The following is a 402-nucleotide window of genomic DNA, read 5'->3' as shown; positions in this document are numbered from 1 at the left end:
GGATCACCTCCTTTCTAGAGTAATGAGTAATCATTCGTTTGATTAGCTCAATAAAGAATCTCACGATTCAACAAAGTATTATTTCTTGTCTCTTCTTGCTTAGTTTTCAGTGATCTAAGTTCATTAGAATTACTATTATAAGAGGGCCTATAGCTCAGCTGGTTAGAGTGCACCCCTGATAAGGGTGAGGTCCCAGGTTCAAGTCCTGGTAGGCCCACCATTATTTATAGAGATTAAATTTAAGTTCTTAAATTCAAGAATTTAAATTTGGTTTCTATAAACCAAAAGTTCATTAAATTACAATTGTTAAAGTCAACAACTATAAAACTACAATAAGGGCTACTTTATTTAGTGTAGGGATACATTAAATAAGGTAGTGAAGCAATTTAGAATAAAAGATAT

The 402-nt window shown here is 32.1% G+C and carries 1 tRNA gene; it reads left to right on the top strand.

Annotated elements, in window-relative coordinates:
* Positions 1-143 precede the first annotated feature (143 nt).
* Positions 144-220, top strand: a tRNA-Ile gene (locus P6N22_RS10645).
* The last annotated feature ends 182 nt before the right edge of the window (positions 221-402 follow it).

Source organism: Sulfurimonas sp. C5 (assembly GCF_029872055.1).
Lineage (GTDB): Bacteria > Campylobacterota > Campylobacteria > Campylobacterales > Sulfurimonadaceae > Sulfurimonas.
Note: the sequence above shows the minus strand (reverse complement) of the source record. Positions and strands in the feature narration are given on the sequence as shown.